Source organism: Janibacter sp. CoH_79_TC_3, assembly GCF_058197955.1.
Window position 1 is genome coordinate 277077 of record NZ_JBXWIV010000002.1, and the last position, 24368, is coordinate 301444.

25 protein-coding genes are annotated in these 24368 nt (G+C 42.7%); 17 read left to right on the plus strand and 8 right to left on the minus strand.

The annotated features are described in order from the left end of the window. Nucleotides 1-15: 15 nt before the first annotated feature. The 3 genes from AC2FA3_RS03255 to AC2FA3_RS03265 all read right to left on the minus strand — a co-directional run bounded on the left by AC2FA3_RS03255 (nt 16) and on the right by AC2FA3_RS03265 (nt 2473). Nucleotides 16-861, minus strand: a complete 846-nt coding sequence (locus tag AC2FA3_RS03255) for a symmetrical bis(5'-nucleosyl)-tetraphosphatase (protein ID WP_490508292.1) — start codon at nt 859-861, stop codon at nt 16-18. Nucleotides 862-908: 47 nt separating this feature from the next. Further along, nucleotides 909-1772: a 16S rRNA (adenine(1518)-N(6)/adenine(1519)-N(6))-dimethyltransferase RsmA gene (gene rsmA, locus AC2FA3_RS03260; RefSeq protein WP_490508293.1), complete on the minus strand. Its 864-nt coding sequence runs from the start codon at nt 1770-1772 to the stop codon at nt 909-911. A 323-nt stretch (nt 1773-2095) separates the two neighbouring features. After that, the gene (locus tag AC2FA3_RS03265; protein ID WP_020443285.1) at nt 2096-2473 is read right to left on the minus strand and encodes a hypothetical protein; all 378 of its coding nucleotides are present in this window, start codon (nt 2471-2473) and stop codon (nt 2096-2098) included. Nucleotides 2474-2743: 270 nt separating this feature from the next. Here AC2FA3_RS03265 and AC2FA3_RS03270 point away from each other — a divergent pair, with 270 nt between their 5' ends. After that, entirely contained in the window at nt 2744-3445 is a 702-nt protein-coding gene (locus tag AC2FA3_RS03270) for a hypothetical protein (protein ID WP_490508294.1), read from the plus strand. Between the two features lie 183 nt (nt 3446-3628). Here AC2FA3_RS03270 and pdxA read toward each other — a convergent pair whose 3' ends face one another. Next, a complete protein-coding gene (pdxA, locus tag AC2FA3_RS03275) occupies nt 3629-4726 on the minus strand; it encodes a 4-hydroxythreonine-4-phosphate dehydrogenase PdxA (protein ID WP_490508295.1) in 1098 nt (365 codons plus the stop codon). Between the two features lie 324 nt (nt 4727-5050). Here pdxA and dnaB point away from each other — a divergent pair, with 324 nt between their 5' ends. The 3 genes from dnaB (at nt 5051) to argF (ending at nt 8887) form a co-directional block, all read left to right on the plus strand. After that, a complete protein-coding gene (dnaB, locus tag AC2FA3_RS03280) occupies nt 5051-6454 on the plus strand; it encodes a replicative DNA helicase (protein ID WP_201544235.1) in 1404 nt (467 codons plus the stop codon). 180 nt (nt 6455-6634) lie between these two features. Beyond that, on the plus strand, nt 6635-7759 hold the full coding sequence (gene alr / locus AC2FA3_RS03285) for an alanine racemase (RefSeq protein WP_490508296.1): 1125 nt from the start codon (nt 6635-6637) through the stop codon (nt 7757-7759). 204 nt (nt 7760-7963) lie between these two features. Beyond that, nucleotides 7964-8887 carry an ornithine carbamoyltransferase gene (gene argF, locus AC2FA3_RS03290; protein WP_201610428.1) on the plus strand — a complete coding sequence of 308 codons (924 nt, stop codon included), beginning with the start codon at nt 7964-7966 and terminating at the stop codon, nt 8885-8887. Nucleotides 8888-9045: 158 nt separating this feature from the next. Here argF and rpiA read toward each other — a convergent pair whose 3' ends face one another. Beyond that, nucleotides 9046-9705: a ribose-5-phosphate isomerase RpiA gene (gene rpiA / locus AC2FA3_RS03295; RefSeq protein WP_490508297.1), complete on the minus strand. Its 660-nt coding sequence runs from the start codon at nt 9703-9705 to the stop codon at nt 9046-9048. Between the two features lie 363 nt (nt 9706-10068). On the opposite strand from rpiA, the gene ilvA reads away from it, so the two are divergent. The 9 genes from ilvA (at nt 10069) to AC2FA3_RS03340 (ending at nt 17145) form a co-directional block, all read left to right on the plus strand. Then, a complete protein-coding gene (ilvA, locus tag AC2FA3_RS03300; RefSeq protein ID WP_490508298.1) occupies nt 10069-11622 on the plus strand; it encodes a threonine ammonia-lyase, biosynthetic in 1554 nt (517 codons plus the stop codon). A 208-nt stretch (nt 11623-11830) separates the two neighbouring features. Then, the gene (locus AC2FA3_RS03305) at nt 11831-12175 is read left to right on the plus strand and encodes an excalibur calcium-binding domain-containing protein (protein WP_201544227.1); all 345 of its coding nucleotides are present in this window, start codon (nt 11831-11833) and stop codon (nt 12173-12175) included. Between the two features lie 29 nt (nt 12176-12204). Then, the gene (locus AC2FA3_RS03310; RefSeq protein WP_490508299.1) at nt 12205-12381 is read left to right on the plus strand and encodes a hypothetical protein; all 177 of its coding nucleotides are present in this window, start codon (nt 12205-12207) and stop codon (nt 12379-12381) included. Nucleotides 12382-12500: 119 nt separating this feature from the next. Continuing rightward, a complete protein-coding gene (locus AC2FA3_RS03315; RefSeq protein ID WP_490508300.1) occupies nt 12501-12941 on the plus strand; it encodes an RNA-binding S4 domain-containing protein in 441 nt (146 codons plus the stop codon). 262 nt (nt 12942-13203) lie between these two features. Beyond that, nucleotides 13204-13701 (plus strand): low molecular weight protein-tyrosine-phosphatase, encoded by a 498-nt coding sequence (locus AC2FA3_RS03320; protein ID WP_490508301.1) that lies wholly within the window; start codon nt 13204-13206, stop codon nt 13699-13701. A gap of 148 nt (nt 13702-13849) precedes the next feature. After that, nucleotides 13850-14998, plus strand: a complete 1149-nt coding sequence (gene murB, locus AC2FA3_RS03325) for a UDP-N-acetylmuramate dehydrogenase (RefSeq protein ID WP_490508302.1) — start codon at nt 13850-13852, stop codon at nt 14996-14998. After that, nucleotides 14988-15761, plus strand: a complete 774-nt coding sequence (locus tag AC2FA3_RS03330; RefSeq protein ID WP_490508303.1) for a YdcF family protein — start codon at nt 14988-14990, stop codon at nt 15759-15761. Before murB ends, AC2FA3_RS03330 begins: the two co-directional genes overlap by 11 nt. A 158-nt stretch (nt 15762-15919) precedes the next feature. Further along, on the plus strand, nt 15920-16150 hold the full coding sequence (gene ccoS / locus AC2FA3_RS03335) for a cbb3-type cytochrome oxidase assembly protein CcoS (protein ID WP_490508304.1): 231 nt from the start codon (nt 15920-15922) through the stop codon (nt 16148-16150). A 164-nt stretch (nt 16151-16314) separates the two neighbouring features. Continuing rightward, nucleotides 16315-17145 (plus strand): sulfite exporter TauE/SafE family protein, encoded by an 831-nt coding sequence (locus tag AC2FA3_RS03340; protein WP_490508305.1) that lies wholly within the window; start codon nt 16315-16317, stop codon nt 17143-17145. 125 nt (nt 17146-17270) lie between these two features. Here the strand turns inward: AC2FA3_RS03340 and AC2FA3_RS03345 are convergent, their stop codons facing one another. Then, nucleotides 17271-18425: a DEAD/DEAH box helicase gene (locus AC2FA3_RS03345; RefSeq protein ID WP_490508307.1), complete on the minus strand. Its 1155-nt coding sequence runs from the start codon at nt 18423-18425 to the stop codon at nt 17271-17273. Nucleotides 18426-18717: 292 nt separating this feature from the next. After that, complete coding sequence (locus AC2FA3_RS03350) at nt 18718-18933, minus strand: cold-shock protein (RefSeq protein ID WP_011513806.1); 216 nt, start codon at nt 18931-18933, stop codon at nt 18718-18720. A gap of 499 nt (nt 18934-19432) precedes the next feature. On the opposite strand from AC2FA3_RS03350, the gene aroQ reads away from it, so the two are divergent. Continuing rightward, complete coding sequence (aroQ, locus tag AC2FA3_RS03355; protein ID WP_490508308.1) at nt 19433-19978, plus strand: type II 3-dehydroquinate dehydratase; 546 nt, start codon at nt 19433-19435, stop codon at nt 19976-19978. A gap of 165 nt (nt 19979-20143) precedes the next feature. Then, entirely contained in the window at nt 20144-21445 is a 1302-nt protein-coding gene (locus tag AC2FA3_RS03360) for an ABC1 kinase family protein (protein WP_490508309.1), read from the plus strand. 241 nt (nt 21446-21686) lie between these two features. Here AC2FA3_RS03360 and AC2FA3_RS03365 read toward each other — a convergent pair whose 3' ends face one another. Further along, the gene (locus tag AC2FA3_RS03365; protein ID WP_149489343.1) at nt 21687-22517 is read right to left on the minus strand and encodes an ion transporter; all 831 of its coding nucleotides are present in this window, start codon (nt 22515-22517) and stop codon (nt 21687-21689) included. A gap of 358 nt (nt 22518-22875) precedes the next feature. Here AC2FA3_RS03365 and AC2FA3_RS03370 point away from each other — a divergent pair, with 358 nt between their 5' ends. Together AC2FA3_RS03370 and AC2FA3_RS03375 are read left to right on the plus strand one after the other, a co-directional pair. After that, nucleotides 22876-23625 (plus strand): YebC/PmpR family DNA-binding transcriptional regulator, encoded by a 750-nt coding sequence (locus AC2FA3_RS03370; protein WP_490508310.1) that lies wholly within the window; start codon nt 22876-22878, stop codon nt 23623-23625. Between the two features lie 237 nt (nt 23626-23862). Then, entirely contained in the window at nt 23863-24228 is a 366-nt protein-coding gene (locus tag AC2FA3_RS03375; RefSeq protein WP_490508311.1) for a FeoA family protein, read from the plus strand. Nucleotides 24229-24368 lie beyond the last annotated feature (140 nt).

Consider the following 24368-nt stretch of genomic DNA (forward strand, 5'->3'; position numbering starts at 1 on the left):
TATAAAGCAGCATGACTATTCTTCTGTTGGTGGTATGCAGTGAGCGCTTGAGGTGATGGCTTTGCCATCGCCCAAACGATAAGCCAATAGATAATTACCCCAAACACAGCCACCATCAAGTGCCCGCGCGTAAGGCAAGTCGACCTCAGCTTTAAGCGCGGCCCAATGACCAAATAGAATCTTGCGCGTACGCGGTACTTGCCATTCAAACCAAGGCAAAAAATCTTTTGGCATCGGCTCATCCAACCCTGCGGCAAAACTAAATTCTAGCAACCCATCTTGTTTGCATAAGCGCATACGCGTGAAATAATTGGCAATCGCCCGCATTTTGGTAAAGCCATTAATATCTGTATGCCACTCATCAGCAGTTTTGCTATATAGATTCGGCAATAAACGATCAAGCTGTTTTAAATTACCTTGTAGCTGCGTTTCTAATTGCTGCGCATAGTTTGCGGCTGCCTCGATCGTCCAGTGCGGTGGAATACCAGCATGTACCAATACCGTCTGCTCATCAGGATAAGTCAGTAGCGGTTGATGACGTAACCATTCTAGCAATTCATCACAGTCATCGGCCGCGAAGATAGGCGCTGTTTTATCTTTTTTCTTCAGCGGCGTCGCCCCGCGCCATACAGCAATTAAATTGATATCGTGATTGCCAAGCACCGTCGCCGCAGCCCCTTGTTCACATAGTGCTTTGACATGACGTAAGGTACTTAATGAGTCTTCGCCACGTGCCACCAAGTCGCCTGCGAACCATAGCTTGTCTTGCGCTGGGTCAAAATCCAAGGTTTCCAGTAACTGCAGGTATGCCGCATAGCAACCTTGCAAGTCACCGATGACATACTGATGGCGAAAACTCATAACACCTCTATACTTTTTAGATGATAAATGATGCTTGTATCAAAAAACTAAACCTCTATTTTGCGTGCCTGATTGCTCAAATTGACAAAGTCTTTCACACTTAAAACTTCAGGACGCGCTTGCGGGTCGATAGCGCAAGCCGCAAAGTCGTCTTCGCTTAGCGTTGGCAGTAACGTAGATTTCTTAAAAATAGCGCGTAGGGTCTTACGGCGATGGTTAAAGGTTTCGCGTACTACAAGCGCAAAATACGCTTCATCTTCTGCGACAATTGGCTTGGTGATATGCGGTGTCAGACGAAAGACGGCACTGGTAACTTTTGGTGGCGGATTAAAGGCACCACGCGGTACGGTTAGTAGATAATCGGTATGGCAATGATACTGCATAATGACCGACAGGCGACCGTAGGTTTTGCTACCGACATCTGCGGTGATACGTTCGACCACTTCCTTTTGCAGCATAAAGTGCATGTCTTGAATCACATCGGCATAACTAAGCAAATGAAAGAGTATCGGCGTAGAAATATTATACGGTAGATTACCTACTACGCGTAGCTTGCCACGCTCAGGTCTATACAACTCACGATAATCGACATGCATGGCATTATCTTTGATAATCGTAAAGTTCGGATGACTATTGGCACCGATACGAATGCGTAAACTATCTGCTAAGTCACGATCCAGCTCTACCACAGTCATCGCATCGACTTCTGCCAATAGTGGCTCAGTCAGTGCACCCATGCCCGGTCCAATCTCGATTAAATTGTCATCACGCTCTAGGCGAATGCTCTCAACAATCTCGCGGATAACACTACGGTCATGTAAGAAGTTTTGACCAAAGCGTTTACGCGGTTGGTGTTTGGCAGCTTTTAAGCTGTTGGAAATAGTTTGAGCATCAAACGTAGTCTTGGACATAAAAAAGTCTTAATAGGTAAAAAAAAGGGTCGATAAGTCGATGCCAGTCATATATTGGCTTTATAATGACAAATTATAGCACAGCTCATAATTACACTGTATTCTTGAGACATTTTATTAATAAACTATTCATACCTTAACGCAAGCGACACAGCGTTTTTTCTTGCCCTCAAACCATTTACCATAATCACCGTTATGGGAATAATGGCTGCTATCTAGTGAGGATTTGAATGTTCAGCTGTGTGCTAATGTCATCGGCGCTTTGACTCACTGAAATATTTACAGTGTGAAGGTTTTTAATAAAGCATTACAGTTAAATATATTTAAAGCCCTTTAAACAAGGGGTTTTCTTTCAGTAAATAGTCATTATCACGTAAAGGGATTTTTCCCCAGAAAATTCTCATAATATGAGTAAACCTATCGTAATATTCTGTTAATTCTTCTATATCTATATTTTCTACACTCCAACCATCATATGGGTTTAGAGTTGAAGAAAATGCTGTTTCAATTGATCTTCCTAAATAATAAACATCTGCCATCACCGTCTTGTCTACAGTTTCCTTATTTTCAATGTCTTTAATAATATCTAGTAAAAAGATTTCCAGATCCCAATATTTATCAACGTCCCAAACAAAATCATTCTTTAATGTATTAGTAAAGGATTCGTGACCCCAAAGATACGTTCGTATGTTAGCCTTCATTTCAATGTCCATTTTTTTACAGAACCTGCCATAATTATTGAGAATATAGCTTACAGTTCGCTGTCTGTATAGCGCACTCAACTAACTTAATGATTTCATAACTGCCGAACTGATTGAATCAGTTCGGTCCCCTAGTGAGGACTTGAACCTTTAGATGTAAGCTACTGATATCAATAGTTTGAGTTGTTTAGATAATTGTAGTGTACTTCACGGTGTACTTTCTGAGCAGCTAATGTTGTCAAAATCAAGACAAGGCGGAGTATCTAAATAGTGAAAAGTGTAAAGCACTTAAAAGTGCTGTCTATAATAATTATCCTAATATTCTTAGCAACTTTGCTACCTAAATGTGAAACCAGTAGTAACTATTTTCTAAAAATTTATAAAGAAAAGGTTGAGGACATAAGTGGCAATGAGGAGGGTTGGGCTATAAATATAGAGGGAGATAAATACTATCTTATTACTCATACTGTCTATCAAGAGTATTATTCCATAATCGAAAGTGCCCCTCGAGATTTGCTGAGTTATGAATATTATATGTTGAATGCTAGTACCAACGAGAAGATGTATCCCCATAAAAATATGTATGTGCTGACTAAAGAAGGGTTAAAAAAGACAGATAAAATTCCAGAATTTAATTTAGCAACTAACGCTGTTGAGTATAATAATACTATCTATTATCTGCTTGAAATGCCTGTAGAAGAGTCATTAACGAATTGTATAGTTTATAACATAGATAATGATGTTGCCGAAAAAGGATCATCAGGTATTAATACTACTTATACTTATTTAGCACGTTTTGACAAACCCAACAACCGATTCATTATTGATTCATCAGCGGCCTATTTATTAAGTGACTTTAATAGAAATCAACGAGCTATATGGGCAGAGCAGACAAACAATCCTAACTCTAAACGCAGAGATTATAGGCACTATATTATAGACCATACGAAAAATTTTGACTGTGAACTATAGTTCCCTTGAGGTATACCTCAACGGAACCAGCTATTTCACCCTCTAAACCTATTAACAGACTACTTAAAGCAGACTGCTATAATGGAACCATTTAAAACAGACTGTGTTTGATGATTCATAAATAGCCATTACTCACACTAAAGTTACCCAATACTGCATTACAAATCTCGCTAAGGAACCGACTTATGCAAGAGGTCTATTAATAAGCGATTTATCCGCCATCTCATTAGCCATCAGTAGTGCTTGGTATAAGCTGGTAGCACTTGCACCGCCACATCCTGCCAAATCAAGCGCGGTGCCATGATCGACGGATGTTCGAATATACGGCAACCCCAAGGTAAGATTGACTGTATCACCAAAACCGTGCGATTTGAGCACTGGCAAACCTTGGTCATGATACATCGCAATCACCGCATCGCAATTCGATAAATGCATTGGGGTAAATAACGTATCTGCTGGCATTGCCTCTGATATATCAACGCCCGCATCAATAAACTCACGCAATACGGGATTGATAATCTCAATTTCTTCAACGCCCAAATGCCCGCCCTCGCCTGCATGCGGATTAAGACCGCAGACTAAAATACGTGGCTGCATTAAGCCAAACTTCTCTCGCATATCGTCAATGACAATTTGTACCGTTTGGCGAACGTTATCAGCGGTGATAGCCGCAGGTATGTCTTTTAATGCTAAATGCGTGGTAACAAGCGCTACTTTCATCGCTTGATTGGCAAGCATCATCACGACTTTCTCACAGCCACTTTGCTGCATAAAAAACTCGGTATGACCGCTAAACATGGTGCCATCAAGTAATTTAATATCGGCATCTATCAGTGCAGACTTTTGCAATGGCCCTGTGACGATAGCGGCGACTGTTTTGTTGGTTGCTAATTTATGGGCGATGTCCAACTGTTTGGCAACCATTGCCGAATTGCGAGTATTAATTTGTCCGCAAACGACTGGCTCAGCACAAGGGATATCCAGCAGAATAAAAGCATGATTGTCATTATTATTGTCATCAATAGTTTGTTTCGATATTTGCTCTAAAAAATCATCAGCTGCAATGTCTAAATCAACGGTTTGCCAAAGTGGACGGCTTTGGAGCACGCCTGCTGTCACCAACATATCAGCGCGCTTTTGCATCGCAGCACTATCGGCAGTGACCCAAATTGGGCGTTGAAAACCTTGTAGTTTACCCTCAGCTGCTAATAACAGCACGACATCCATACCAATGCCAGCAGGCTCACCAGTTGTGATTAATAATGGTAATTTTTTTTGCATAGTAAAACATCCTATTATGATATTAAGTATATGATTTTATTTTATTTTTTATTATAAAGAGGAGTAGTTAAGATGCTCTGAAATGTCATACATTTTATCTCATAGCAGATGGCATTTTTATAGATAGTTACTTATAGCAGCCGAAAAAACGGCATAATGTGTTAAACTTTCGCCTTTCATTGTAGCATTTACCAACAAGCGCTGAGACCACGTTTTGGTACTTCTCTCGTAGAGATAGGTCGTGCTTGATTGGCGGTATCACTCCTAAAATAAATACTTACACCAAATATCCATTTATACTGACTTTTGACACATTAGGCACCCATGGCAGACAACGAAAAAACCGACGACTTACTCAATCAGACACCGCCGCACAATATCGATATTGAAAAGGCCTTGCTGGCCTCTTTGATGAGTATAGAAGAGGCGTACGATAAAATTGCAGATATCGTCACCAAAGACGATTTTTATGCGGGGCGACATCAGTATATTTTTGACGCTATTGCGCATTTGGCAGCGGTCAATGAGCCTTATGATACGGTCATGGTGCATGACTGGTTGGAAGCACAAAAACTGCTCAAAGGAGCAGGTGGTGACAGCTACTTAGCTGATATTTTAAGCCAAAGTCCCGCCACCTTGTTTAACCTCACCGCTTATGCCCAACGCGTACGCGAACTCTCGACTTTGCGTCAGCTGATTACCACTGGCAATGACATGCTGACCCTTGCCTATAATCCCAAAGACCAAACGGTCAGCGATATTCTAGATAATGTCGAAGCAAAAATATTTAGTATTAATGAGCAACATAATAAACGCGCAGAACAGCGTGGTCCCGTTGGTATTACCTCAGTATTGACCAATGTCATTGATAAAATTCAAGAGCTAAAATCCAATCCCGATGGCATGATAGGTTTGCAAACCCCATTCGTCGAGCTAAATAATAAGACCCAAGGTTTACAAGCTGGCGATTTAGTTATTGTGGCTGCCCGTCCTTCTATGGGTAAAACCACCTTTGCCATGAACTTAGCAGAAGGTATTTTATTTAATGAAGACTTACCCGTGGTGGTGTTTTCGATGGAGATGCCAGCAGAGTCTATCGTCATGCGTTTGCTGTCTTCATGGGGCGCGATTAATCAGACGCACCTGCGCTCTGGACAAATGAATGAAGATGAATGGGCAAAAATGATGAATGCCATTCAGCATTTGCAATCTAAGCATTTATATATTGATGACAGTACTGCCCTGCCGCCCTCTGAGCTGCGTTCGCGCTGCCGCCGTATCGCCAAAAACCATGATGGTAAGCTTGGCGCTATCATCGTCGATTATCTACAATTAATGAAAGTGCCAGGTCTAGATGGTAACCGCGTAGGAGAAATCTCCGAGATCTCTCGTAGCTTAAAAGCCTTGGCCCGTGAGCTTGAATGCCCTGTCATCGCCTTATCACAGCTTAACCGCAGTCTAGAGAACCGTCCTAATAAGCGTCCTATTATGTCGGATTTGCGTGAATCGGGTGCGATTGAGCAGGATGCCGATTTGATTATGTTTATTTATCGCGATGAGGTTTATAATGAAAACTCAGACCACAAAGGCGTGGCTGAAATCATCATTGGCAAACAGCGTAACGGCCCTATCGGCACCATACGCTTGGGCTTTGAAGGTCAATTTACCCGCTTTATCAACCTGACGCCAGAATACTATCAAAATGTTAGCTTTGAAAATGACGAGTAATAAGCTTAATAAGTGATAAACAGAACGAACGGTACGCTTAATCAGCGACTATCCATAAAATAGCCAGTGCGTCATCAGCCCAATTGATGACGCATTGGCTTTATCACTTTACTCATAAAATAACTTTGCTAATAAGCCAATTTTGACAATAATATAAGCTTGCTAATAGAGAAGGCCATTATGCGAACTATTACAATTAAACCAGTAGCCATCACCCATAATTTGGCTGAAGTTAAAAAACGGGCACCGACGTCTAAAGTCCTTGCTATGGTCAAAGCCAATGCCTATGGTCATGGCGTGGCCACTGTTCTGCCAGCATTACAACAAGCCGAACCACAGGCAGATGGTATCGGCGTCGCAACTTTGATAGAAGCGCTAGAAGCTCGTCAATTAGGCTGGAATAAAATCATCGGTCTAATCGAAGGTGCTTTCACTAAAGATGAGTGGCAGCTAGCGATTGAGCATAATATTAGCTGCGTGATTCATCATGAGCCGCAGTTAACGTGGGCATTAGAAAACACCCCACCTACTACCAGCGCTACTAGCGTGGTTTGGCTTAAATACAATACTGGCATGAACCGCTTAGGGTTTAATGATCAAACCCTTATTCCAGCAGCCAAACGTTTGCATGAAGCCGGTTATCAGCTAATTTTGACCACCCACTTTGCCAATGCCGATGACCGCACTCATCCTCTAAACGCTATTCAAATTCAGCGTTTTAACGACATGCTGCAGACTTTAAGAGAAACTATCAGTAGCGATATAAAAGGCTCATTGTGCAACTCAGCGGGTATCGTCAATTTTCCAGAGCATCATCACGATTGGGTACGGCCGGGCATCATGCTTTACGGTAGTACGCCTGTTATTGATAAAAGTGCGCATGATTTAGACTTGCAGCCAGCGATGGAATTTAGCGCACAAATTATCGCCTTACAAACGGTCAGTGCCGGTGATGGCATTGGTTATGGCAGCCGCTGGACTGCGATGCAAGATACCAAAACGGCTTTGGTCAGTATTGGTTATGGCGATGGCTATCCACGGGTGGTGAGTGCTGATGCCTATGTCTCTGTTATTGATGCCATAAACCATCAGAGCTATCCATGCGCAGTAGTCGGACGAGTAGCCATGGATATGATTGTCATTGATGTCAGTGCCGTACCAGAAAGCGTGGCTTTAAATAGTAAAGTCATACTTTGGGGTGATGCGCCGCACGTTGATGAAGTCGCCGTCCATGCTGAGACCATTAGCTATGAGTTGCTATGCCGCCTAAGCGCTCGCCCAAATCGGGCAATAGCAAAGTCATAGTTGATATAGATTAATATCATTATGGTTTAAGAGACGAATGGAGCACTGAAGCATTGCTGAATCATGGCAAATTGGACATTTACATTAAGCGCAATTGCGCTATACTAAAAGTTTGTTGTCACACCAGTATACGCACTGACGCGATGCTATTAAAAATGACAACGTATCATTTTTCATCGACTGCGATCGACTGCTAGGATTACTATGAGTTTGCGCCATTTTTTGACCCTATCTGATTTAACCAAACAAGAACTAGAAAACCTAATCAAACGCGCGAGCGAACTGCGTAAGATGCAACACGCCGGAGAGATATATCAGCCCTTTGTTGGTCGGACGCTTGGTATGATATTTGAGAAATCATCCACCCGTACGCGTATCTCCTTCGAGACTGGCATGGGTCAGTTTGGCGGTAATGCTATATTTTTATCGCCAAATGATACTCAGCTTGGGCGCGGTGAGCCGCTAGAAGATTCCGCTCGCGTCATCTCAAGCATGGTTGATATCATCATGATTCGTACCTTTGGGCACGAAAAAGTTGAGACCTTTGCAGAATACTCAAGCGTTCCGATTATCAACGCGCTCACTGACGAATTCCATCCATGCCAGCTACTTGCTGATATGCAGACTTATTATGAGCATCGCGGTAGTATCGAAAATAAAATCGTCACTTGGGTCGGTGATGGCAACAATATGTGCGCCTCCTACATGCAAGCGGCCAATCAGTTTGGCTTTGAGCTACGTGTAGCAGCCCCGTATGGTTTTGAGCCTGACCCTGAGCTGATGAAACGCTTTTCACATTGCGTGAGTATTGTTGAAAATGTGCAAGAAGCGGCGAAAGATTCAAACTTAATTGTCACTGATGTGTGGGCAAGCATGGGACAAGAGTCTGAACAAAACACCCGTGCGCGCCGTTTTGCTTCTTATCAAGTCACGCCGTCGCTGCTCGATAAAGCCGATCCTGAAGTGGTCTTTATGCACTGCTTACCTGCGCACCGCGGCGAAGAAATCTCGCATGATATGCTCGATGACCCACGCTCTGTAGTGTGGCATGAAGCTGAAAACCGCTTACATGCGCAAAAAGCCTTGATGGAGTTTTTATTAAAAGACAAAATCAAGCTATCTGCCTAAAAACAGGCTGCTAAAAAGCATAACCTGAAATATTGATAAAATTGATAAATCAGCAGCTATAAAAACAGAAGGCACAAAAAAAGGCAGAGCATATTGATAATGCTCTGCCTTTTTATTATTTACGGCTTTATTTAGTGCAAGCTTAATACATCTATAAATTAACGCATTAAAGTCGTCACCCCATTACTGCCCGCTTTTAATAACACATCCGCTTGATTGGCAGCAAAAATGCCATTACAGACCACCCCAACGATATTATTTAATTGCTGCTCTAGCGCTAATGGATTACTGACATCTAAGTCATAGGTATCTAAAATCACATTGCCATAATCAGTGACGAAATCTTCACGATACACTGGCTCAGCGCCCAAACGGGCTAACTGCCTAGCCACATACGAGCGCGCTTGTGGTAACACCTCTATCGGCACTGGAAATTCACGCCCTAACCACTCCACGCTTTTGCTTTCATCAACCATGCAGACAAACTTATTGGAGGCTGCAGCGACAATTTTTTCACGTGTCAGTGCGCCACCGCCACCTTTAATCAATTGCAAATGCTCATTTACTTCATCAGCGCCATCAATATAGACATCAAGCTGACCGGCAAAGTTTAAATCTATGATTTCGATACCCAAGGCGCGTAGCTTATCTTCGGTGACCTGTGAGCTGGCAACCGCGCCAGCAAGCCTTAACGTCGGCAATAACTCAATCAAACAGTTAACCGTACTCCCCGTCCCTACTCCAAGTATCATGTCATCTTCGATATAGCGCAGGGCAGCTTTGGCTGCGGCTTGCTTTTGTGCTTGCTGATCACTCATTATAAATCCTTGGAAAAATAAACGTATTACTTTAAAAGAGGTAAAATGATAAAAGAAGTAAAATGCGCGCTTATTATAACCGATGGCTTTATGGGATGTTAGCGTAAAACCTATTCTAAATATGCATTGCCTAGACTCATTGCTAATACTTAATTGTATGTATTCATGATTTGGCCTTTAACATCTAAAAAACTCTCTACAAAATTTGCAATTGTGTCTTGCAAGATAGTGAAAATCAGCATAGGCTAATCTATTTCGTTTTTGTGCTGATCTATACTGGCTTATAGCTATTTATTTATCAAACACCAACTTTATAACTATTTGCACCTCTTTTATTTATTTTCACTCTGTTTAGGAATCATTATGCTGTCACATTGGGTACGAGCCATCTTGCAAGCCACCGTCTATGACGTCGCCATTCAAACACCACTTGAAGCTGCACCAAAGCTGACCCAACGTTTTGCTAATGATATTCGATTTAAGCGCGAAGACCTGCAACCGGTTAAATCTTTTAAATTACGCGGTGCTTATAACCGTATTAGCCAATTGAGCGACGAGCAAAAAGCGCGCGGCGTCATTTGTGCCTCAGCGGGCAACCATGCCCAAGGCGTTGCTTATTCAGCGCGTAAGCTTTCCCTAAATAACATCATCGTGATGCCAACCACCACCCCTGATATCAAAGTAGATGCTGTACGAGAACTGGGCGGCAATGTCGACTTGTATGGCGACAGCTTTGATGAAGCCAATCGTTATGCCATCAATCGCGCTGAGACTGAGGGTTTAACCTTTATTCCACCTTATGATGATGAGTTGGTGATTGCAGGACAAGGTACTATTGGTCTGGAACTAACCCAGCAATGGCGCAATATGGATTATGTATTCGTTGCCGTGGGTGGTGGCGGTTTGATTTCTGGTGTGGCAGCATTCTTGGGTGAAGTGGCGCCGCACGTCAAAGTCATCGCTGTAGAAGCAGATCAATCAGCCTGCTTAAAAGCGGCGCTAGAGGCTGGCGAACGCGTAAAACTTGAGCAAGTAGGACTGTTCGTCGATGGTGTCGCAGTTGCCCAAATTGGCGAACTCCCTTTTGATATTGTTCGTATGCAAAAAAGTGATAAATCAGGGCCTGTCGTCGAGCCTGAAGTGGTCACCTGTACCAACGATGAAGTCTGCGCGGCGGTGAAAGATATCTTTGAAGAAAACCGCAGTATCGTTGAACCTGCTGGTGCGTTGTCTGTTGCGGGCATGAAAAAATATATCGAAGCCCATAACCTACAAGGTAAAAACTGCGTCGGTATCATCTGCGGTGCCAATATGAACTTTGACCGCTTGCGTTATATCGCCGAGCGTACTGAGATTGGTGAGAAAAAAGAAGCTATCTTTGGCGTGACTATCCCTGAACAAACCGGCGCTTTCTTAAATTTCTGCCGCAGCTTACATGGCCGTAATATCACCGAGTTTAACTACCGTGCCGATAGCAAAAAATCACCAGATTCGATGGAACCCGCAGCAATCTTCGTCGGCATCGCCCTAAAAGAAGGCGATAAAGAGCGTCAAACGATTAGCAATCAATTGGCAGCTGATGGCTATGAAGCACACGACTTAACCAATGATGATATTGCCAAATCCCATATCCGTCATTTGATTGGTGGTCATGCGCATGTCGAAAATGAGCAATTATTAAAAGTGGTGTTCCCTGAACGTCCGGGCGCATTATTGACCTTTTTAGAAAAATTGGGCGATGACTTTAATATCACCTTGTTCCACTATCGCAATCATGGTGCCGCTGAAGGCCGTGTCTTAGTAGGCTTGCAAGCTTCTGAAGGCAACTCTCGCCAACTACAAGATGCGCTTCTTGATATCGGCTACGACTGCACTATGATTAATGACAACATCGGCTATCAGTTATTTTTAAAGTGAGCAAATTAGCAGTAATCTTTCATTTATCAGGGCGGGTTTTTAGCAATTAGAAAACTTTCTCTGATAAATTAATAATGATTGTTCACTTATAGCATTTATTCATTTGCAGCGACTATTAACTTCAGTAGTTATTAACAGGTAGTGAGCCGTGATTCAAAAGATACTGATGTTTATATTATTGCTGGTTTTAGTACTAGTAGGTTATAAGATGCTGCAACCTAAAACCACAACTAGCAACACTAGCACTGATGTTGCGGCTGATATTTCATCTGCCGCTGCTTTTACCTCGACTGAACTGGATGACATACCGCAAACGTACGTCGATTTAGATACAACTTCAACATCCAGCTCGGTAGTAAATCCAGCTGTAACGTCACAGCCAGTATTAATAACGCAATCAGCGTCAACACCAAGCTTTGCCTGTGATGGCAGGCAACATTGTTCTCAGATGACTTCATGCGCAGAAGCGACTTACTTTATACAGCACTGTCCCAATACAAAAATGGATGGTAACCATGATGGCATTCCTTGTGAAAAACAGTGGTGTAAGTAATTTTATATCAAATATAAACTGGGAACGTCATGTGTCGCGGTATTATCGGCTTTAGATTATCTATCGATTCCGTACAAGCACAATTTAAATTAAGCCAAAATAAAATGGTAGAAAATATCGAAGGGGTAATAAAGGGTTTAAAAAAGTTAAAAACAAACGATGCTGTAGCAATGGCTGCCAAAATCGCCAATCAGAACAATAGCTAATTTGTTTTACTTATTCACGGTAAAAAACTGCTTTGAAATACTTTAATCGCTCACCACTCTTTTAATTGACAAAAAAAACACCATTATTATCTTAGTTTATTGATATTTATGAGGTTTTGATGAGTAAACATAATAAAAACCACAATCAGCCGAGCCATAGCCAACCAGATGCGGTGCGGATGCGTCTTGATAAATGGTTATGGGCAGCTCGCTTTTATCGCACCCGTACCCTTGCCAAAGAAGCCATCGAAAGCGGACGTGTCCATTATGCAGGGAGCCGCGTCAAAACCAGCAAAGAGATTGCCGTTGGAGATGAGCTCAGTATTCGCCAAGGATCAGCTACTGCCATGACTGAGAAAACAATCTTGGTTGAAGCGCTAAGCGCACAACGTGGTAATGCGATTGCCGCCCAAGCATTATATTCTGAAACTGAGGATAGCGAAGAGCGCCGCGCTTATTACGCTGAACAGCGCAAACTTGCCAATCTTGCCCGCCCTGATAATAAACCCAATAAGAAAGAGCGTCGTGATTTACAGCGCTTCAAACACAATCAAGACTAAAGTTATTAGTCACTTTTATACGGCAACATCCCTAGCCCTAACTATGAATAGCATTCATTAAAAGGATTAATACAGACTATTAGGGTCGGCAGATTTTTATTATTACCTAGTGTGACCACATTGTCTTACCTCTACTCTTGCCATTCAACACATTAACCGTTACGCTGACAGCTAATTAATTTACTCGATAACATGCTAATAAACCGCATTACCTATGCTGGTCTTGATAGCATGTTTTTTTGTTGTGATAAAAGGTCCTTATATGCCAATCAAAGCGTCTACTCCCTCATCCGTTCTATTGGTTTGTTTGGGAAATATTTGCCGTTCACCGACTGCCGAAGAGATTTTCCGTCAGCAAACAGCCATTGCAGGGCTGGCGATGAAAGTAGATTCGGCTGGTACGGGGGACTGGCATATTGGTCATGCGCCGGATGAGCGGGCACAGCGCCACGCCAAAGCCCATGGTTACAATATCAATAAGCTGGTCGCACGCCAAGTAAGCACTGATGACTTTCGTAAGTTTGATTTAATTTTAGCGATGGATGCGCAAAACTTAGCCGACCTACAAGTTATCAAAGACGGCATCAGCGATACAGATGGCAAGCTTGCCAAACTGGCGCTTTTTAGTGAAGAAGATCCAACCTACGGCGGCGACGATGTCCCAGACCCTTATCAAGGTGATTGTGATGCTTTTGAAGAAGTCATTGAACGTATCGAATCAAGTGCCCAAGCTTGGATTGAAAGTTGGAAAACCGCTTAGTGATGCTTAACGGCATTTAAGGTTTAGTAGTAATTAGTAACGCTTAATAGTGCTTAGCAATAAAGCGCCATATTTCTGCTACTTTTATACCGCCCATCCTTTATAATAAACACCGCATGATTTTTTTATTTGCCCTATAGGCTATGTTATGACCTCAGCTTTACGCCATGATTCCAGCGCTCGACCTATGACATCGACCAATCTTGCAGTAAATTTACCACAGGCTAATTCAGTCGATTTGTCGCATAGCAATACCATGGCATTAGCATGTGTGGCGGATGTTGTCGTGACGCTGACCGATGAGGCGCAGCTTGATGCCTTTATGGCAAATTACGTAGAAGATACAGCGCATGATAAGCCGTTATTTGTGCTTTCTGGCGGTAGCAATGTTCTATTGCCAACACGGCTAAACGCTATTGTCTTACGTTCACAGATGCGCGGTATGACTGTGACGGCGCAAACCGACCGTTATGTCGATATCGAAGTGATGGCTGGTGAAAACTGGCACGAATTGGTCGTGCATACGGTGGCTCAAGGTTGGTATGGACTTGAAAATCTGGCATTGATACCGGGTCTGACTGGAGCGGCTCCTGTACAAAATATTGGCGCTTACGGTGTGCAATTAGAAGATTGCTTAGAGTACGTGCGTGCTTATCATCTGCCAACTCAAACTTGGCATCAGCTAACAGCAGCAGACTGTGAGTTTGGCTACCGCGACAGCCTTTTTAAGCGTGCGCCCAATACTTGGCTGATTACTCGCGTAGGTTTTCGTTTGCATACCGATGCCAGCAGAATCCTTGCCAGCTATGGTGATGTGCAGATGGTCGCGCAGCGCTATGCAGAGCAGCAAGGGCGCAGCCAGCCTGTACCTGCAGATGTCATGCAAGCGATTATAGATATTCGCCAGCAAAAGCTACCTGACCCTAAGCAGCTCCCTAATTGCGGCAGCTTTTTTCAAAATCCTATCATTCCTCGAACGCAATTTATAGCGCTACAAGCAGCTCATCCTACCATCGTTGGCTATCCAATGCCTGATGCCATGGTTAAGGTTGCCGCTGGTTGGTTGATTGAGCAGTCTGGGCTAAAAGGTAGCGGTCTCGCTCCGATTATGACCCATCAACAGCAAGCCTTAGTGTTGACCAATCACAGCCCTTATCAAGCGACCCAAGCAGATGTGGCAAAAGCCCAATGCCATATTGCTGATATTGTCTATGAGAAATATGGCATTGAATTGGCGCGCGAGCCGGTTTGGGTAAATGCTGACGGCTCTATTGGATACCACGAGCATGTGGTCTAAACGCTCATGGTCGAAGCGCTTATGGCGCTCTTACTTACGTTCAGCTGAGCGTATGATAAAGCTGTTTCGTATTATTAACGCCACTTTTTTGCTTGGTTCAACGGCGGTTATTCTTGTTCTTATCAGTTTATTTACTCCGCTATTTTCGCAAGCGGTTGTTTATGTCTTAGCGCACTTACCCTTACCAAAGATGCCGCCTGCCGCCATGAGTTCTCCGCCGACTGCTTATGTGGTGTTGGGCGGCGGTCTGACCAATGACAATAATAATCAAATTATTCTCAATAGCTATAGCCTTAATCGCGCCCGTACAGCGGCAACCGCCTATCACGACTTACCGCTACCTATCGTGCTCAGTGGTGCCGAAGCGCCTTGGCTTGGTCAGTGGCTTATTGACCATGGGATTGACGGGCTTATCAGCGAAAACGCCAGTATGAATACCTGTGAAAACGCGCGTTTTACTGCCAAGCGCATTCCTCTATATCATGTATACCTCATTACTGATAGCTATCATATGGCGCGGGCAAGAAGACAGTTCGCCTTAAACGGTATTAATAGCACCCCGATTAATGCCCCTTTACCGGTGAGACGTGATTGGATGGAACCGGCACAGAACTTGAGTCATTCGCGGCGGGCGGTCTATGAAGTTGCCGCCTACTTACGTGATGTCATTCGTCCGCAAGCAAACTGTCGCCAAGCAAATGATGTGACCTCGCAGCAACTCTTAACGCCGAGAGGTAATGCTACCAAAACACCTATTGAATAACGCTTAGCTGGCATTTACTGCCCTAGTATTATTAGATCAGTTCATTAGATTGGTATTATTGCCGCATTATCCAATGTCTCACTTTTGATCTTTATAGAACATTTATAACACTTGCAATAAGTGTATAATATAAGAAACTGCTATTGAAGAGGTTTGCCATGCTCAGTATATTTTTATTAATTCCTTTAAGTTTAATGCTGTTCGTGGTCGCCATCTGGGCAATACGCTATGCGGTCAAATCAGACCAGTTTGAGGACTTAGATAATGCATCGCAGCGTATTATCTTGGATGATCGTCAAGAACGTCGGCAAACCATTCAAGCTCATGAGCCTGATGACAATATACCGCAAGCTAATGATACGCAGTCGTCTGACAAAACTGGTGATTAAATAGTGATCGTGCAGATATCTTATCGGTCAAACCACTAGATATAAATAACATTCAAAAATATAACCTTCCCCATCTCATTTATACGTGACTGCCTCATCACTTTTTCGTCTTATAACATGATGACAGTAGGTTCACGCTTTACTATTTTTAGGAGAGACTCCCCATGACCACAGCTCTACTTGTTGCGGCATTGCTAATGGGTTTTTTTGGTTCACCGCATTGCTTAGGCATGTGTGGCGGCTTAGTGACTGCCTTTGGTCTGTCAATGAAAGATGTCAGCCCTGCCAAGCGCCGTGCGTTGGTAGCGACCTATCATTTCGGTCGCCTGACCAGCTATGCATTTTTGGGTTTGGTCGCAGGATTGATAGGCACAGCCGTATTACAGCCATTGATGCAAGGCAATAGCACACCGCGTATTTTACTTGGTTTGGTATTGGTATTTGTCGGCGTAACCATGCTCGGTGCACCATTTTTAAACAAGCTCGAACGTTTTGGGATGCGCTTTTGGCAGTACCTAAGCCCTATTCGCCAAAAAGTATTCCCACTCAATACCTTTCCGCGCGCTTTATCTGCCGGTCTTCTATGGGGATTCTTACCTTGCGGCTTAGTCTATGGCGCTCTGTTAATCGCTGTGGTCGCGCACAACCCACTCAGTGGTGCTGCTTTGATGTTTGCCTTTGGCTTAGGAACCGTACCAATGCTGGTCGCGACTCACGAAACCGTCGGCTGGTTACGGGATAAAATCGGACGTTTTCGTTTAAGACAGCTCAATGGTGCTGTGATGGTATTATCTGGTTTAGCCGTCGTTTTCGTGCCTATCGCCATGTCCAGTATGCATGGCGACCATGGCGGTGGTCATAGCATGAACATGGAGCATGGTGAGCATACCATGATGAATGACACAGGTAATACCACCAACCATGATATGAGCCAGATGGACCATAGTATGCACAATATGAATGATGACTCAGAAAGCATGGAACATCACAACTAACTAATTGCTGTTTAATATTCCTTTAAATTAATGGCATCTAAAAACAGACGTATAAAAAAGCCCTTAATCATTCATTAAGGGCTTTTTGCTGTTTAAATGCTTTAGAACTTAATTAAAAAATTTTATTAAGGCTGCCACTGCTCAAGGCTAAACTTGGTATCTAAATGCTTCTCTAATGCTGGTATATTAAAGGCATCATCTTCACTGACAAAGCTAATACTGATACCGGTTTGTCCGGCGCGTCCTGTACGACCAATACGGTGTACGTAATCATCTGGTTGATCTGGCAAGGTATAATTAATCACATGGCTGACATCATCAACATGAATGCCGCGTCCTGCTACATCGGTTGCGACCAATACAGAAGCATGACCATCTTTAAAGCGTTGCAGATATTTTTCACGCTTTTGTTGAATCACATCACCTGATAACATGACGATTTTATGTCCCTGACGCAGCTTATGATACAAGCGTTTAACTTGGTCTTTACGATTGGCAAAAATAATCACCTTCTCTACTGTACTATCTGTGATGATACGCTCGACCGCTGCGAGCTTTTGATCTTCAGTTAATAAGTAAAAATGCTGATCGACCAACTCACTGGTCTTATGCTCAGGCTCAATCTCCACAAACTCTGGCTCGTGCAGCCAGCGGTAAGCGAGATTCATCACATCTTGGTTAAAGGTGGCAGAAAAAAGTAAACTTTGACGATCAGTATTCGGCGGCATGCGACCGACCAAACGCTTGATATCTGGGATAAAACCCATATCGAGCATACGGTCGGCTTCATCTAATACCAATACTTCAACGCGATCCAGATAGACCATGCCTTTGTGCATTAAGTCAATCAAACGTCCTGGAGTGGCAATTAAAATATCCACATATTGGCGCTCAAGCTCATGCTGCTGGGTCTCATAATTGGTACCACCCATGATACAAACGCTATGCAGCGAAGTATATTTGGTCAAAGCAAGGCAATCATCAAATATTTGCTGGGCAAGCTCACGCGTTGGCGCCATAACGACGGCACGTGGCTCACCTAAATAACGTTCTTCATCAGCGGTAAAAGGACGTTTGAGTAACGCCTCCATAATGGTCACTAAAAACGTTGCCGTCTTGCCAGTACCCGTTTGCGCCTGCCCGATGGCGTCTTGATTTGCCAGTGTATGCGGTAATATCTGTGCTTGAATGGGCGTCAATTCAGTAAAACCTAAATCACTGACGGCACGTAAGGTGGGGCTTGATAACGGCAAATCCGTAAACGTCTTAAAAGTACTCAAAAAAATATCCTTGTGTGTGAATCGATTATCTATCATTGATAAGTAATGGCTTATGATAAGCGTTGGTTGTTGTATAGAGCGACTATCTATGGTGATTAAATAACTGAAGTCCGTAATCGCTAGTCAGGCAAATTATAAAACCCATAAGCATAAAAAAGCCAAGCCCAACGCCTAAACTTACCCAGTATGCTGCGTTCAACTCAACATAGGTAAGACAAGACGGGCTTGACTCAGTAGTATATCAGTAGTTTATACAGACATTATAGCTGAACGGCGCTAATGACTGTATCGATTACTCTTCTACTTTTCTGACTTCTTCAGCTTGCAGGCCTTTATCGCCTTCTACAACACTGAACTCAACCTTCTCGCCATCTTTTAGAGAGCGATAACCATCACCTTGGATCGCGCGGAAATGGACAAAAATATCTTCGCCGCTATCACGTTGAATGAAACCAAAGCCTTTTGAGTCATTAAACCACTTAACGATACCTTGCTCACGAGCTGACATAATATTACTTCCTAAAAAGTCACTTAACCCCAAATTCCTTTGCAAGATTGCATATAAACGGGGTTTAAGATTATGAAATCAAAATGTAAGAGTACTACTCTACATACCATCATCTGAACATAAAGCGTGTTATCACCCTCTTTATGATGCAGCGTACAGTAAATTTACTATGGCCAATATAAGCAAATGCTAAAATAATTTTAATCAATTTAATAGATAGCCCAATTGGCATCAGCAACAAATAGGTAATATATGTTGCGTAAAAAATATCATAGCACGGGTTTTTAGCAACATAAAGACTTTTAACACGATTTTTAGTCCTTAGGATAACTTTTTATGTTATTTTTTATAACATTGCTGACAAACTGTTATCATAAAGGGTTAAGGGGTCGTATATTTTATTCATTTCATTTATTGAGAGCGTATAGTAAGTTTATCTTATACGATCCTTTATTATAATTATAAAAACTAATCTCACTTAATAACGATAGAGAGCATTATGACCACTCCTTCTCAGTCAGCAGTAACCGACAAGCCTTCTCAACAACAAGCTGGTATAAATGTAAATGGTAAAACGCATAAGTTGTTGCTCCTTAATGGCGTTAACTTAAACTTATTGGGTAAACGTGAGCCTGAGATTTATGGTCATAAGACACTTGCTGATATTGAAAAAAAATTGATCGAGCGTGCAGCCAAATATGGTGTTGAGCTGATTTGCACCCAATCAAATTATGAAGGTAATCTTGTCGATGAGATTCAACATTATGGCCTGTTAGCCGAGGCAGCAGCGCAAGTAGATGCAATTATTATCAATCCTGCTGCCTTTACGCATACCTCAGTTGCGATACGTGATGCGCTATTGGCAACACAAAAACCTTTTATAGAAGTACATTTATCCAACGTACACGCCCGTGAATCGTTCCGGCAGCATTCTTATTTTAGTGATATAGCTGTCGGCGTTATTTGCGGCTTAGGGCATTTGGGCTATCAGATGGCATTAGATTATTGGCTGACTCATACTTATCATTTAACAGTAGACAGCTAATGATTTATTTATTAGCCAATAAAAAACCGTCATACTGCAAATGCAATCGAAGTAGCGATTATGTTGCTTTTGGGATATTTTTTGGCACACTAGTCAAACAGCATTCGTTTGCTTAAAATAATAACATTAGGGCTTAGTAAATAAACCCACTATATGGTGACATGAATGGCAAAATCGTCCGGAAAACGCTTTATGAAACTCGCTGGCATGACTGCCAGTATTGCCGGCAAAGCTGCAAAAAACTCATTAAAGCATCTCTCAAGTGACGAAGAAAAACGTCTACAAGCGCGCTCAGAACTGATGCAAGATGTCGGTATTCAAATAGCAGAAACGCTTGGTGAGATGAAAGGCGCAGTGATGAAAGTGGGGCAAATTGCTTCACAATATAAGGACGTATTTCCACCTGAAGTTGCGACCGCTTTAGAGAAATTGCAAAAAGATGCGCCACCGATGCCTTATGCACAGATACGCGCACAAGTTGAGCGTGAGTTAAAAGCGCCGGTTGCTGAGTTATTCACTGAGTTTGAAGAAACGCCATTTGCCGCCGCATCAATCGGGCAAGTGCATAGAGCGGTTTTGCCATCTGGACAAAGGGTGGTGGTAAAGGTGCAATATCCTGATGTTGATGAGAACTGCGATAGCGACCTGAAGCAAGTACGCATGGCGCTAAAAATAGCCGGCGTACTCAATATGAGTAAGCAATTACAAGAGCAGTTATTTAATGAGATTCGCCAAAGTTTGCATGATGAACTCGACTATATTAAGGAGGCGCACAATCTACAAGTATTTGGTGCGTTTCATGCGGACGACGATGGTCTTATTATTCCTAAAGTGATTGGAAGCCATTCATCCAGACGGATTTTGACCTTGACCGAAGAGATGGGTGAAACCTTAACAGTCGCAGCGACTTGGGATAATGCCATTAAGCAAAAAATTGCTGAGCGCCTGTTCCATTTTAGTGCAGGGCAACTATTTGGTTTATATCGCATGCACTGTGACCCCCACCCTGGCAATTTTGCTTTTCGCACCGATGGTAGCGTCGTCGCTTATGATTTTGGTGGTATTCGCAGTTATAGTGATAGCGAAGTGCAACTATTTCGCCGTTTTGCTAAGCATGCCTTAAAAGGTGATGTGACCGCGCTTGAGCAAGATTTAATTGCCCTTGATATTCGCCGTGATGACGATAAGAATGTGCCGGGTGAGTTTTATGAGACATGGCTAGAGATTGGTCTTAAACCTTTATCAATCAAACCCTATCAAGATGGAGCATTTGATTTTGGTAGCAGCCAAACCCATCATGAAGCCATCGCCCAAATGCGCTCATCCTTGAAGTATTTTGGTCAGTTTCAGCCATCAGCGACCACGATGATGCTCGATCGTACGATTTCGGGTCAGTATTGGAATTTGGTCAATCTAGGCGTAGTAATAGATTTATCGCCACTGGTTGCTGAATATATAGACTATTAAAATATATAGACTATTAAAACTTACAAGCCTAGGGCGTGTCCTTAATTCAATCGATGGACATCTAAATGGGCTAAAAATAGCTAAATTTTGTCAAACCTCGTTAAATAGCTAGGTAATATCCCGATATTAACTGCGCTATTTTCCTTGTTTGGCGGCAATTTATCTCATTTTTATCGCCATTTTTAAAATGAGGACACGCCCTAATAATTTTGAAAAGCCATATAAATAGCGTTAATAAACACTAAACATGCAGCGCATGACCGCAGCGATCGCAGAAATCCGCACCTACAGCGTGACCGAATTTTCCGCAGTTTGGGCATGCGATAGGATTGAGCTGTGGACGCATATTACGTGCCAGCTCAGCGGTAAATATCCCTGTTGGCACGGCAATAATCGCATAACCGGTAATCATCACCATAGATGCAATCGCTTGCCCGATTGGCGTTTTTGGTGACATATCGCCATAGCCAGTGGTGGTGACCGTTACCACCGCCCAATAAATAGAGATGGGAATACTGGTAAAGCCATTTTCAGGCCCTTCTACCACATAGACTACCGCGCCAAAAATAGTAACGAGCAAGACTAAAGATAAGAAAAATACCGTGATTTTTTGCTGACTGGTCTTAAGCGCTGAGGCGAGAAAACCTGCCTGCTGCATGTAAGTATTGAGCTTGAGCACCCGAAATATACGCAAGATACGCAGTATGCGAATCACCAGCAGATACTGGACGCCACCAAATATTAAGCTTAAATAACTTGGTAAAACTGATAATAAATCTACGACGCCAAAAAAGCTGAAAACATAACGAAAGCGATTGGGCGCTGAAAATAGCCTTAGGCTATATTCGATGGTAAACAAAATGGTAAAAAACCATTCTGCATAACGAAATAGCGTGCCATATTGCAAACGCATGTACAGCACACTATCAAGCATCACCACAGCGACACTGGCCAAAATTGCAATTAACAATACAATATCAAACAGCTTACCCAAACGGGTATCCGTGCCTTCAATAATGATATGAATGCGGTTACGCAAATGAGTAATGGCTTCGGCGGTTGGTTGCTTCATAGAGTCAATAAAGTCACAAAATCAATGGTTATATAAAACCGAACGTTTTAGGCTGGCATGGACAAGCTTAGGTTGGTCAAAATGCGCTAAAGTGGTTTATAATATTGCAAATATTATTGCTGTCGGCCGTTATTATGATAATCAATAGTAGGTCAAAAGATAGAAAATAGCAGTGTAGCAAAAAAGCGCGCCAAACGACATACAAATCGTTAACTTGCCGACAGGTCTATTACACTGTATTAACAGCGCAATCATATAATAAAAACACCTCATCAGGTATAAAAGGTTGTTATTGGGGCATACCCTAACGACTTTTTTACCCGCACTATCAATAACACGTAAAACGTAAGGATGTTATATGGCAGGCCATTCAAAATGGGCAAATATCAAACACCGTAAAGCCCGTCAGGATGCGGTAAAAGGTAAAGTATTTACCAAGATTATTCGTGAAATTGTTTCTGCTGCCAAGCAAGGTGACCCCGACCCTAATAAAAACCCACGCTTGCGTGCTGTTATTGAAAAAGCGCTGTCAGTCAATATGACCCGAGATACCATCAATCGAGCAGTTGCTCGTGGTACAGGCGGCGATGACAATGATAATATGGATGAAGTCAGCTATGAAGGCTATGGCATCGGTGGCGTCGCAGTATTGGTAGAAACCTTGACTGATAACCTTAACCGTACGGTCAGTGAAGTGCGTCATGCTTTTACCAAAAATGAAGGCAATCTTGGCACCTCAGGCTCAGTGGCTTATCTATTTACCAAGCGCGGTGAAATCATCTTTAACGACATCAGCTTAGAGGAAGATGTCATGCTCGCGGCCTTGGACGCTGGGGCACTTGATATCGAAAACGATGGCGAGTCACTACTGGTCATCACCGAATGGGAAAATTTCGGCAAAGTAAAAGATGCGCTCAATGCAGCAGGTCTTGTTTCTGATAATGCCGAGGTCACTATGGCACCTGCCACCAGCGCCGAGATTGATAATGTCGACGACGCCCTCAAAGTAATGAAAATGATTGATATGCTAGAAGATATTGACGATGTGCAAGAAGTCTATAGCAACGTCAATTTTACAGATGAAGTCATGGCGCAGCTTGAACAGTAGTTAAGTATAAGCTGGCTTAGCTGCAAAGTGAGTGTCAAAAAATATTCATTTTAATAAATAGCTGACTTATCGGTATCAGAACCCGCATCAAAACATGAGAACCAGACAGTATAAAACTGTCTGGTTTTTTCATTTCAATCACCCACCTGCGGTATTGTATTTTTTCTAATCGAGGAATATAATCGGATTCAATAGTAACAATTATCATTAACATATAAGAACGGATAAGGACTCTTTATGAGCACAACTCTTTCACCCTCCTATCCTACCCCTACTGCTGCTAATATCAACACTCTTAATTCCAATGCTGAAAATAATACCAATGCTGAAAATCTGTGCTCCTTACTCGATTTGACTAAACACCAACCTGCTATTATTGATGACATTGTCGCTAATGAACGCTTTGGTGATATCGATGACGTTATCAGTCAACGACTCAAAGACTTAGGCTTTTTGCCTAACACTATCATTCAAATTGTTGCCAAAGGTCTATTTGGAAAACCGCCTTATGCGGTACAACTTAGTACAGGCGCACAGTTTAGCTTACGTGCCGATGAGTTAATAAAAATCAGATGCCTCGCTATCACTATAGACTCAAGATAATCCTTAGGTTCACTGCAATGGCTTATCTATAACATCCTTACTGATAAACCACTCATCACCCACCTATTTCATTAAAGCTGTTTTATCACCTTCATAACTCGTAAACCGATCCATAAGTGATGCCCTATTAAATGCCAAGC

Bases quoted from the DNA above. Each gene is read 5' to 3' on its own strand.
- AC2FA3_RS03255 (WP_490508292.1), bottom strand. From the start codon at position 861: ATGAGTTTTCGCCATCAGTATGTCATCGGTGACTTGCAAGGTTGCTAT.
- rsmA (WP_490508293.1), bottom strand. From the start codon at position 1,772: ATGTCCAAGACTACGTTTGATGCTCAAACTATTTCCAACAGCTTAAAA.
- AC2FA3_RS03265 (WP_020443285.1), bottom strand. From the start codon at position 2,473: ATGAAGGCTAACATACGAACGTATCTTTGGGGTCACGAATCCTTTACT.
- pdxA (WP_490508295.1), bottom strand. From the start codon at position 4,726: ATGCAAAAAAAATTACCATTATTAATCACAACTGGTGAGCCTGCTGGC.
- dnaB (WP_201544235.1), top strand. From the start codon at position 5,051: ATGGCAGACAACGAAAAAACCGACGACTTACTCAATCAGACACCGCCG.
- alr (WP_490508296.1), top strand. From the start codon at position 6,635: ATGCGAACTATTACAATTAAACCAGTAGCCATCACCCATAATTTGGCT.
- argF (WP_201610428.1), top strand. From the start codon at position 7,964: ATGAGTTTGCGCCATTTTTTGACCCTATCTGATTTAACCAAACAAGAA.
- rpiA (WP_490508297.1), bottom strand. From the start codon at position 9,705: ATGAGTGATCAGCAAGCACAAAAGCAAGCCGCAGCCAAAGCTGCCCTG.
- ilvA (WP_490508298.1), top strand. From the start codon at position 10,069: ATGCTGTCACATTGGGTACGAGCCATCTTGCAAGCCACCGTCTATGAC.
- AC2FA3_RS03305 (WP_201544227.1), top strand. From the start codon at position 11,831: ATGCTGCAACCTAAAACCACAACTAGCAACACTAGCACTGATGTTGCG.
- AC2FA3_RS03310 (WP_490508299.1), top strand. From the start codon at position 12,205: ATGTGTCGCGGTATTATCGGCTTTAGATTATCTATCGATTCCGTACAA.
- AC2FA3_RS03315 (WP_490508300.1), top strand. From the start codon at position 12,501: ATGAGTAAACATAATAAAAACCACAATCAGCCGAGCCATAGCCAACCA.
- AC2FA3_RS03320 (WP_490508301.1), top strand. From the start codon at position 13,204: ATGCCAATCAAAGCGTCTACTCCCTCATCCGTTCTATTGGTTTGTTTG.
- murB (WP_490508302.1), top strand. From the start codon at position 13,850: ATGACCTCAGCTTTACGCCATGATTCCAGCGCTCGACCTATGACATCG.
- AC2FA3_RS03330 (WP_490508303.1), top strand. From the start codon at position 14,988: ATGTGGTCTAAACGCTCATGGTCGAAGCGCTTATGGCGCTCTTACTTA.
- ccoS (WP_490508304.1), top strand. From the start codon at position 15,920: ATGCTCAGTATATTTTTATTAATTCCTTTAAGTTTAATGCTGTTCGTG.
- AC2FA3_RS03340 (WP_490508305.1), top strand. From the start codon at position 16,315: ATGACCACAGCTCTACTTGTTGCGGCATTGCTAATGGGTTTTTTTGGT.
- AC2FA3_RS03350 (WP_011513806.1), bottom strand. From the start codon at position 18,933: ATGTCAGCTCGTGAGCAAGGTATCGTTAAGTGGTTTAATGACTCAAAA.
- aroQ (WP_490508308.1), top strand. From the start codon at position 19,433: ATGACCACTCCTTCTCAGTCAGCAGTAACCGACAAGCCTTCTCAACAA.
- AC2FA3_RS03360 (WP_490508309.1), top strand. From the start codon at position 20,144: ATGGCAAAATCGTCCGGAAAACGCTTTATGAAACTCGCTGGCATGACT.
- AC2FA3_RS03365 (WP_149489343.1), bottom strand. From the start codon at position 22,517: ATGAAGCAACCAACCGCCGAAGCCATTACTCATTTGCGTAACCGCATT.
- AC2FA3_RS03370 (WP_490508310.1), top strand. From the start codon at position 22,876: ATGGCAGGCCATTCAAAATGGGCAAATATCAAACACCGTAAAGCCCGT.
- AC2FA3_RS03375 (WP_490508311.1), top strand. From the start codon at position 23,863: ATGAGCACAACTCTTTCACCCTCCTATCCTACCCCTACTGCTGCTAAT.